The organism is Streptococcus oralis (assembly GCF_001579175.1).
In the GTDB taxonomy this organism is placed as follows: domain Bacteria; phylum Bacillota; class Bacilli; order Lactobacillales; family Streptococcaceae; genus Streptococcus; species Streptococcus oralis_O.
The window spans coordinates 737,916-746,995 of record NZ_KQ970760.1; the positions used below are offsets into that span (position 1 = coordinate 737,916).

The 9,080-nt window shown below is 36.5% G+C and carries 11 protein-coding genes and 1 pseudogene; 10 read left to right on the plus strand and 2 right to left on the minus strand.

Going from position 1 to position 9,080, the window contains the following annotated elements; translation table 11 throughout:
• The 3 genes and pseudogenes from SORDD24_RS07925 to SORDD24_RS07935 form a co-directional block, all read left to right on the plus strand.
• Positions 1-645: pseudogene (locus SORDD24_RS07925) on the plus strand (ATP-dependent helicase); the annotation flags it as partial.
• A gap of 1 nt (position 646) precedes the next feature.
• Positions 647-1,129 carry a hypothetical protein gene (locus SORDD24_RS07930; RefSeq protein ID WP_006153945.1) on the plus strand — a complete coding sequence of 161 codons (483 nt, stop codon included), beginning with the start codon at positions 647-649 and terminating at the stop codon, positions 1,127-1,129.
• A gap of 185 nt (positions 1,130-1,314) precedes the next feature.
• Positions 1,315-1,542 (plus strand): DUF7678 domain-containing protein, encoded by a 228-nt coding sequence (locus SORDD24_RS07935; protein WP_061409358.1) that lies wholly within the window; start codon positions 1,315-1,317, stop codon positions 1,540-1,542.
• Positions 1,543-1,715: 173 nt separating this feature from the next.
• On the opposite strand, the gene SORDD24_RS07940 is transcribed toward SORDD24_RS07935, so the two are convergent.
• Together SORDD24_RS07940 and SORDD24_RS07945 are read right to left on the minus strand one after the other, a co-directional pair.
• Positions 1,716-2,873: a tyrosine-type recombinase/integrase gene (locus SORDD24_RS07940; RefSeq protein ID WP_061409360.1), complete on the minus strand. Its 1,158-nt coding sequence runs from the start codon at positions 2,871-2,873 to the stop codon at positions 1,716-1,718.
• Positions 2,874-2,937: 64 nt separating this feature from the next.
• Positions 2,938-3,504 carry a helix-turn-helix domain-containing protein gene (locus SORDD24_RS07945; RefSeq protein WP_061409362.1) on the minus strand — a complete coding sequence of 189 codons (567 nt, stop codon included), beginning with the start codon at positions 3,502-3,504 and terminating at the stop codon, positions 2,938-2,940.
• A 152-nt stretch (positions 3,505-3,656) separates the two neighbouring features.
• Between SORDD24_RS07945 and SORDD24_RS07950 the strand changes: the two genes are divergently transcribed.
• The 7 genes from SORDD24_RS07950 (at position 3,657) to SORDD24_RS07980 (ending at position 8,699) form a co-directional block, all read left to right on the plus strand.
• Positions 3,657-3,935, plus strand: coding sequence for a hypothetical protein (locus SORDD24_RS07950; protein WP_061409364.1), 279 nt, complete (start codon positions 3,657-3,659; stop codon positions 3,933-3,935).
• Positions 3,936-3,940: 5 nt separating this feature from the next.
• On the plus strand, positions 3,941-4,267 hold the full coding sequence (locus SORDD24_RS07955; RefSeq protein ID WP_061409366.1) for a replication initiator protein A: 327 nt from the start codon (positions 3,941-3,943) through the stop codon (positions 4,265-4,267).
• 3 nt (positions 4,268-4,270) lie between these two features.
• On the plus strand, positions 4,271-4,912 hold the full coding sequence (locus tag SORDD24_RS07960) for a hypothetical protein (protein ID WP_061409368.1): 642 nt from the start codon (positions 4,271-4,273) through the stop codon (positions 4,910-4,912).
• A 292-nt stretch (positions 4,913-5,204) separates the two neighbouring features.
• The gene (locus tag SORDD24_RS07965) at positions 5,205-6,080 is read left to right on the plus strand and encodes a replication initiation protein (RefSeq protein ID WP_061409370.1); all 876 of its coding nucleotides are present in this window, start codon (positions 5,205-5,207) and stop codon (positions 6,078-6,080) included.
• A gap of 35 nt (positions 6,081-6,115) precedes the next feature.
• A complete protein-coding gene (locus SORDD24_RS07970; RefSeq protein ID WP_061409372.1) occupies positions 6,116-6,517 on the plus strand; it encodes a hypothetical protein in 402 nt (133 codons plus the stop codon).
• 317 nt (positions 6,518-6,834) lie between these two features.
• Positions 6,835-8,076 carry a MobV family relaxase gene (gene mobV, locus SORDD24_RS07975; RefSeq protein WP_061409375.1) on the plus strand — a complete coding sequence of 414 codons (1,242 nt, stop codon included), beginning with the start codon at positions 6,835-6,837 and terminating at the stop codon, positions 8,074-8,076.
• A 164-nt stretch (positions 8,077-8,240) separates the two neighbouring features.
• Complete coding sequence (locus tag SORDD24_RS07980) at positions 8,241-8,699, plus strand: hypothetical protein (protein ID WP_231082706.1); 459 nt, start codon at positions 8,241-8,243, stop codon at positions 8,697-8,699.
• Positions 8,700-9,080 lie beyond the last annotated feature (381 nt).

Here is a 9,080-nt window from a genome sequence, read left to right on the forward strand (position 1 = left end):
ACGAAAAAATCAGTCCATCTCACAAACGCAGAAGCAAAAAGATATAAAGAGTTTAAAAAGGAATCTGTTATTTCTGATTCTAACGAAATTGAAGTAACAGCAGCAAATGCTGCTAGCTTATCCAATAAACTGGTTCAAATGGCAAATGGTGCAGTTTATTCTGACGATCACAAAATTATCAAGTTACATGATCAAAAACTTGATGCACTTGAAGATATTATTGAAGCAGCAAATGGAGAACCTGTGTTGGTTGCTTATTGGTTCAAACATGATTTACTACGTATTCAAGAACGATTGAACAAGCTTAGGGTTAAAAGTACAGTTCTTAAAAGTGAAACTGATATTCATGAATGGAATAAAGGGAACATCACTGTTGGTTTGCTACACCCAGCTAGTGCAGGACATGGTCTAAATTTACAAAAGGGAGGTCATCACTTAGTGTGGTTTGGGTTAACTTGGTCTCTTGAACTTTACCAACAAACCAATGCTAGACTTTGGCGTCAAGGGCAACAATCAAACACAGTCATTATTCAGCATATTGTAACGGAAGGTACAATTGATGATGATGTTCTAAAAGCTTTAACTGCTAAGGACGCACAACAATCACGTTTGATTGAAGCAGTAAAAGCACAAGTAGGAGGTTGATATGGATAAAGTAGACTACTATTTTCAACACTATCAAGATGCAAAAAGAGATTTAATAATTGCAAAGAACTTGATTGAAAACTATAAACCCATTTCAGAGGATGCTTTTCTCTATTCTCTTGCTACTAGACAGACAAATGAAGAACGTGTTAAAACGAGTAAAACAAATGTTAGGACAGAAAATATGGCTCTATCTTTTCATGATAAGTTCTTAGCAGAGGAAAGAGAATATCAGGAGTCATTGTTTGAAAAGTACTGTCATTTAAAAACTGATCTCGATTTCTTTGAACTTGCTGTTTCTTCTGTTGATGAAATTATGAGGGATGTAGTAGTTGATTTAGTCTTAGTTGGATTGACATGGGATGAGTTACTACCTAAGCATAATGTTTCTAGAATGACAGTTAGTCGATATAGACAAAAAGCCTTAAAACAAGTAAAAGAATATTACCGTTTTGCTGGGAAAACCTTGAGTATAAATGGCTAATGATACTAGGGTGTTACTAAGGTGGTACTACCCTGTTACTAAGTTGTTACTAAGATGGTACTGCTTTTTAAAAATGACTGTGATATACTTAAGATGTCAAAAAAGGTAGAAAATCGGCTATGTTCACTGGATAAAATTCTTGTTCTACGGTAATATACACCTAGAAAAATAAGAGGAGAATAACCATGTGGACCAGAGGGCAGATTCATTATCACGGACAAATAGTTGATTACATAGCAAAAGTCAGTGACCAACCTTCTGATGTAGGTATTGATTTAGGATGTGTATTCAAATTAGAGGTTGATGTTGCTGAAAAGACTATCATTTCTTATGACAGAGGATGGGATATCTACCCAGAATCTGATGAACAGGAAGATATACTCGAAGTGGTTTTGAAAGCTTTAAAAGTTTAAAAATATCTTTAAAATAATGCACAAATAACTGGATATATCCCGCTCTTAGAGGTAATACGGTCTCAAATAATCAACCGCATTTATTGCTTAAAAACGTTGATACAAAGCCTTTTCCAAGAAATTGGAATTGGCTTTTTTATTTTTAGTACCGTTTTTGGTACCGTCTTGGAAAACTAACCTTTTGCACTATCCAGGTAATCTACAAATTTTGTGATAGCTTTCTTCTCTCCTGCTACTGTAGAATGGCTATAAGTATCCAGGGTCATTTGACTACTTGCATGACCTAATCTTTTGGCCGCATTGACAGGGTCAACCCCTACTTCAATCATCAAGGTTGCATGAGTATGTCTGAAACCATGAGGAGTTATCTTCTTCAAGCCATGTTTCCTGATAATGCGCTTCAGTACACTATTGATATAGTCCTGGTATAAAGGCTCTATCTTTCCATCTCGGCCAACAAACGTAAACATATAATCACTATCAATCAATGGGGTAACTGACAGTTGCCCCTTTTCTTTTCTGCTCTTTTGTTTCCACTCTTTCAAAATCAAGACTGTCTCAGTATCTAAAGGGATTTGCCGTATGGAAAACCTGTTTTTAGTGCTTTTCTCAACTGCTTTCCCTTTGATTCTACCTAGATTTTTGCTGATAGAAAGTAATTGATTATCAAAATCAATATCAGACCACCTCAAAGAATACAACTCCCCTTTCCTTAAGCCACTATAAGCCAACAAACGAAATAAGGCATAGTTTTTATAAGGCTCTTCTGCCTTAATAATGGCTAAAAACTCATGCAACTCCTCAACGCTAAAGAAGTTATCTGACTTCTTCCGCTCTCTTTTTGGGAGTATCACTTGTTTCATTGGGTTGTCTGTAATCAATTTCATTTTCAAAGCAAAATCAAACACTTGACTAGTGTAGGATTTGACCTGTTTGATATTTCTAAAAGTCTGACCTTTCTCGGTAATAAAGTCCTGGCATTGCCAAGGAGTAATTTTGGAAATTTTCGTCTTTCCAAGAACTGGCAAGATATGAATTCTAAACAAGTCATCTGTACGGACACTTGTCGTCCTCTCTACTGTATTTTGATAAGTTTTGAACCATTCCTCAAAAACTTCATCAAAACGTCTCTCAGAGGCTCTCAGAAGCCCTGAGAGGTCGCCTGACGCTTTTTTGTGGTAAATCATAGCTTCATACTGTCTAGCCTCTCTAAGGCTCTTAAAACCGCTTTTAAAGAAGTCCTGACGTTTGCCATCAATCACCCTGTAGATTCTGACCTTATAAAGATACCCTGATTTAGACTTTTTAGCCTTATATTTAATAATAGACATTCTAATTTCTCCTTTATTTTTTAAGGTTTCGGAGCTTATAAAATAAAGAAATCATGATTGTCAGTTATTTCTTACTCTTCTTCTCTTCTTGCCGTCTCTTGTATTCGTCAGAATTTACCCATGCCTCCCAGACATAATGATAGGGAGAGTCTTCTGCACCTGATTTGTTAATCAGGAAAGGAATAAGGCCTTGTTTCTCATCAGCTATAAATTCCTTAACAGCTTTAACTAAAACAGGGTTGAAGCCTTTTTTAGTTGCTAGAAAATCAATGTAATCAGACAATGCCTCTGACTGATTGAGTTCTGCAAGTATAATGGCAAGGTCATCACCAAAAGGTGTCCATTTAGTAATTTTATGTTCTATACTTGTACCTTTTGTCAACACTTTATAGAAATCTTTGATCATTTCTTTAGGTGCTCCTGGATCTTTCAATACAGGATTATCATCAAGCCCTAGTAAGTAAGGGATAGATACTCCAAAGTATTCTGATAGAATTTGCGCATTTTTAGCATTTGGACTTCTACTCCCTTGATTGTAATTTCCGAGAGTAGAGTAGCCTATACCTGTAGCCTCACTTATTTCTTTAAGAGATAATTTACTGTTTTTAACAAGTGTTTGAAAGTTTGTCAAATAATAATCCTCCTTTTTGACATATTATAACACAAATTACACAAAAGAGAAAAAACTCTTGACACAAAACACAAAAGAGATTATAATTTAATTCAAGATACACATTTGTGTATTTAATTCGGAGCTTATAAAATTAAGAAAGGGGTCAGAATATGACAGAAAACTTTACCATCCACCTCCCAAAAGCAACCGAAATGAAGTTGCTTGCCCGTTACGATACCATGCTTCAGAAAGCCATCGAAAAAGCCCTTGAGGACCAGGAACTCTATAAACCTATGGTTCGTATGGCAGGCTTGTGCCGTTGGTTGGATATCTCAACGACAACGTGCATAAAATGGCAACGTGAAGGCATGCCTCACATGGTCATTGATGGAGTGACCTTGTACGATAAACACAAGGTAGCACAATGGCTACAACAATATGAAAGGTGAGAAATATGAATTACGATGACGAAAACTATCTAATTCCAAAAGTGCTTTTTCGAGATGAATTTTATAAGTGCTTAACTCCCTCTGCAATTATAGTATATACTGTCCTACTAGATAAAATGCAGGAAGCACCGACTAAAAATTGGATAGATGAAAATGGAGATGTTTATCTTAACTATCGTATAGTAGATTTGGAAAAAATATTTGGTTTTGGTAATAAGAAAATTATAAGGATCCTAAAATCTTTAGAAGAGTGCAATCTTATTGAACGTGAAAGAGTTCCAGTTTTCTATCGTGCCAACTTACCGTACAGAATTTATATTAACGAGGTATAAACAATGATAAAGATTTATTTTGGAAAAGATACAGCACTTAATCAGGCTATCCAGTCACGATTGGATAGCTATCAGCTTGAATATCAAGTATTCTCAAGTAAAGATATCGATACTAAAACGCTGATGGAATGGCTTTTTAGAACAACTGATATATTTGAACTGTTAAGTACTAAGATGTTGAAGTATAAGTTAAATACGCAAATTACACTTAGTCAATTTGTTAGAAAGATTTTGAAAGACGTAGATAGTTCCTTAAAACTCCCCATTGTTGTAACAAAAGAAGCCATCTATTCGAACATGACTCCAGAATATGTTGGGACACTCTTGCCAAAAGAATACCGTAAAGCAGAACGAGAGAACTTATTTAGGAAACTTGAAGAGCTAGATGAAGGTAGACATTTTTGGAGAAATTTTGAGATTGTCCGTAAACAATCTGAATTGCCTTGGTTTGAATTACATAAGTTGTTATTTGCTGATGTGTCTGACGATTTAGGAGAAATCAAAAAAGCTAAAGACCGATTCTCTAAATACAAGAAAAACAAGCAGATCCCACCTGAAGATATCATCGAAAAAATCCTAGAAGTATTTTTGATTGAAAGAGTTGACCTTTTCCAAAAATCTGTTTCAGATTTACAAAATTTTTAGTCCTAAAACAGTTATGAAAACAACTATGAAAATATTTTGAAAATGATATTTTGAGGCTAAATTTTTGAGCTTTCTCAAAATTTATAACGCGGGCCCCTCTAACAGCCCGCTATGTTCCCATTTCGTGGGATTTTACTGCACCCATTTTTTGGCAAGTTTGACCGTAGCAAAATGAAAATGGTCCGACGAAGTCGGCTTGGGGTTGCTCCCCCAAGAATGTCATTTTACGGAGGTCTTTGCGCAGACAAAAAAGAGGCGCCGATAGGCGACTTCTACAAGAAAGGAGGTTGATTTGGAATTAAAAGTTAGCTTGGACAACATCACTATTACAGCTTATATCAAACCTATCAAACTCCTTGATCTCAAAAGTTTGATAGAAAGTCATACAGCCATTATCGTCCAGACTGCAATGACTGATATGTTTAGAGCAATCACTCGGGACGGAAGTCACGTTAGACTCCTCCTAGACTACGACAAATTAAAAGGACAAGCCTTTAATGCTCGCCCTTTCAGGATAGAGTTTAACCCCAATAAACTCCGACAGATTGATATTAATATCTTAGATACAATTATACCATATCTTGAAGATATTGCAATCTCTCGAGTCGATTTAGCTTTTGATATATTTGAAGTTGATTGTAGTGAGTTTATTCTTGAAAAGAAAGGCCGCCCTACTGCTACCAAAGAATGGAGAGACCAGAATGGAAAACTAGAAACTAAATATCTAGGCGCCTCCAGGTCAGAAAAGCAAATCAGACTCTATAACAAAAAAGTTGAACAATTAGAAAATGGCTCTGATGAAGACAAGAAATTTGCCCAGCAGTTCCAGCATTGGTGGCGCTTAGAATTTCAGCTTCGGAGTCGCTCGGTTGAAGAAATATTTGAAGTCATTGACTCTGTTATCTTTAAACCGTTTAACTTTGAAGGTTTAGGCATAGAGGCTCAACTTTACTTACTTGCCCTTACTCGTGATAAAGGAATCTGGAACAAAGTCAGTAAAAACACACGTACAAAATACAAGAAACTTTTACAGACCTATAAAACATCTGATATTGACTATCTGAAATTGATGAAAGATTTATTAAAACATGAACGACCAATATTAGAAAAACAGCTTGCTTATTATGGGGGAAGAGAAACAAAAAATAGCTTTCAACCATTTGGTTGAAAATCCAGTATTAACAAGGAGTTACGAGGCCTAAAATGAGAATAAAAGACTACGCTGATAGCCTGGGAGTTAGTAGTCAATCCATCTATAAACGGATACGATCTCCAAAATATAAAGAGAGGTTGAAAGGTCATTTATACCTAGACAACCAAAAGGTTGAAAACCTTGATTTAATAGGCATTAGAATACTTGAAGATTATCATTTTGAAAATGATGTGATTAAACTTGAGAAAGAATTAGAGGAGGCTAAAGAACAAGGCAAACAACTAGAACAAGATTTGCAACTATTGAAAGGCTATAGGAAGAGTGATCAACAAAACTTAAAAGCTTGGGCAGATTATGCTGAACGATTGGAACAACATCGATTTTACTTAATGCTTGCACTCACTACTGTATCTATAGCTTTCCTTGTAGCTTTAGCCTTTGCCGTCTTCTGACGGCATTTGTCGGACAATGCGAAGCGTCCGACCCTGGGGCACTGATAGAGTGCCCTACTCGCTTCGGCGAGTATAGTCGAAACTCCTCTTGTGGCTCGAGAGGTGGTTCGATGTCGCTCCTGTATTCGGAGCGATGTGCCGTCTGCAAGACCCTTCGGAGAACGCACATTTACGGAGTAAAGTGTAGTACGTTACACTTTACATGGAAGTCGTGCCGATCCTTCAGGAAAAAATCTACCCTATGGGTCACTTAGTCCTGGTGGCAATCTTCCGCCACCAGCTCGGCGACCCTTTGAGCCGAGAAAGGAGAACAAGCTATGAGTTATGCAGTAGCTAGGATGCAAAAAATGAAATCTGGAAATCTTGGTGGTGCCTATCGTCACAATGAACGAATTTTTGAAAATCACTCGAACAAGGATATTGACCCAGAAAAGACTCACCTAAACTATGAATTAACCGACCGTGACCGCTCTATCCCATACGATAGGCAGATTAAACAATACATCAACGATAATAAGATATCCAAACGTGCTCTACGTAAAGATGCCGTTTTGTGTAATGAATGGATTATTACATCAGACAAGGCATTCTTTGAGAATATGAGTCCGGATCGGATTAAGGACTTTTTTGAAACAGCAAAAAATTTCTTTGCTGAAAGATACGGTAATAGTAATATCGCTTATGCTATGGTACATCTTGACGAGAGTACGCCACATATGCACTTAGGACTTGTGCCTATGCAAAATGGCAAGTTAAGCTCGAAGTCATTATTTGGCAGTCGTGACCAACTGAAAGAGATCCAGGAGGCTTTTCCTAAATACCTGAATGAACATGGCTATAATTTGCAACGTGGGGAGTCTGATAGCAAGAAGAAACACCTCGAAACAGCAGAATTTAAAGAAAAGCAACGCTTACTAGATGATACTGATAAAAAGATAGTTGATAAAACCCAAAAACTAAGGCAACTAGAAAAACAGGAAAAGCAAACTACAGAAAAAATCAAGCAACACGAAAAAGAGAAATATGCTTTACTAGATGATATAGCTGTCTTGGAGTCTCTTCAACCTCTACAGATTGAAGAAATGAAAAAAGACAAATTAGTCAGACGTACATTTGACGGAAAACTAAAAATGGATAAAGAAACCTATGACAGACTCTTTCATACAGCCTCCCGAAATGCCCTAGATAATAATAGGCTAAGGCACGAAAACAGCAACCTTGAACAGCAATTACAGCAATCACTTTCTAAACAGAATAACTTAGCTAAAAAACTAATGAAGAGTGATCACATATTATCTGAAAATCGTACGCTAAAATCAGAAGTCGATAAACTAAAACACGCAAATAAAAAACTCAATGAAAGTATAAAACGATTAGGTGAGCAATTAAATGCCGTAAACAAAAAACTTGCGCTTTGGCGCAAAACAGCAAGAAATTACATGCATCCTAAAGAATTCAGTAGAATGTTACATGTCATAAATCAAATACGACCACCAAGAATAACCATTATGTCAGTCGCTCGAAGTGTTAAAAACATGATTGAAAAAAATATATTTTAAGCACTTTATGCCGTGAAAGTCTCTTGATAACAAGCTAGTCGACTTTAGACTAAAGACAGTCGAGTCGTCAGGCTGAAAAGCTGGCGACCGATTGCCAAAGGCTAAAAAAGACTAGGTTACTTGTTGTCAAGAGAACCATGGAATAAATGAACAAGGAGAAAAAGATGAACAATATTAACAAACCTTTAGTACACAAAATTAAACAACCTGATACATTTTCTGGAAAAACATTACTGGGCTTTCTACAGTCAGTTTTTAAAGAAATCACTGGTAACTATTTAACATCAGCCTATCCACTCAGCATTATTGAGCCTTATTTTACCTCAGATGAACAGGGAGAATCGTTTTGGTCAAATGCCCTGGCTATCAATGTTTTAGAAATTCGTCTCAAGGATAACTATAACATCCATCTAATACAAAAATCACCTTATATTCTTCTTGTTATTGAGGATATTGATAGCTTTAAAACTGGAGTTATTAAACTCTTTAATGACTTACTTGACCCTGATAAAAAGTATCTGATTTATCGTGATTTTATCAAAACATATCGCAATATGACTCCGATTGAAAAAATCGAATTTTTCAAAAAGAAGACCGTCAAGGGAATCGCAGCTAAAAAATAAGCTGTGGTATACTATTTAGTGAGGAGGTAACGCTATGAGAAAAACACTATTTGGTTGGATGCTTGCATTTTCTGCATTACGCTTTCTTGATCGCTCAGTACGTCAGTCAACTAAAGCGCTACGGCGATTTTTAAGATAAATTATAAAAGGCTCTAGTTTAGAGTCTTTTATTGTGATATAATACAAATTGCTGAAGCTACCTTCCGCAAATTAATGCGAAAGGAGGTGTTGTTCTATGAGTTACTTCTTCGAGCTCTTACTCGGAATCACGGTTGAGATACTGGCTCACTATCTCATCAAGTGGCTAGATGACGAGGACAAACGCTAAGGCTAGCCCAAAACACCACAAAAAACCCTCGAGAGACCTGGCCGTCCTCGGGG